The sequence below is a fragment of the Bilifractor sp. LCP21S3_A7 genome (assembly GCF_052118825.1).
Classification (GTDB): Bacteria; Bacillota; Clostridia; order Lachnospirales; family Lachnospiraceae; genus Bilifractor.
On the sequence record NZ_JBQKGL010000035.1, the window covers coordinates 1 to 523 of the forward strand.

1 protein-coding gene is annotated in these 523 nt (G+C 48.8%); it reads right to left on the minus strand.

Features of this window, described 5'->3' with window-relative positions; all coding sequences use genetic code 11:
- Positions 1-523, minus strand: a 523-nt coding sequence (locus tag ACTQ1O_RS14060) for a Spy0128 family protein (RefSeq protein ID WP_441487794.1), incomplete at both ends; no start/stop codon positions are given.

The window sequence follows — 523 nt, forward strand, 5'->3', positions numbered from 1 at the left end:
TCTTGTTATCCTCTACCTTTACTGTTACTTCGTAGCTGTTGCTGTCATACGTTACGCCACCGATCGTCTTGCCCGCATTCTCCTCACTTACAACATATGTGAAGCTCTTGCCTGCATCGGCCAGCGTGTAATTGATCACCGGATATGCGATCTTGCCATCTGCGTCGCTGCTTGCCGTTGCGACGGTTTCTTTGCTATCTTTGTCAACTATCTTGAAGATATACCCCGCAAGACTCATATCCGCAGGTTTATTCGTGATAGTCTTCGTACCTGCAAACTGGACGCTGCCGGCTGCACCGTACGTGTTCGTGAAGTTCAAGGCATTCGCGTTTTCGCTTGCCTCTACATTCAGCGAGCCGTCACCGTTATCTTTTACATCGACGGTTACGGTGTATGTCTGGCTGCTGTAGCGGATGCCGTCCTTCTCATAATAAGTATTACCCTGCGCATCCTTCTTCTCAACGGCCTTGTCCGGAATTTTCTCCGATACCGTATACGTATGTTTTCCAACATCACTCCGTTT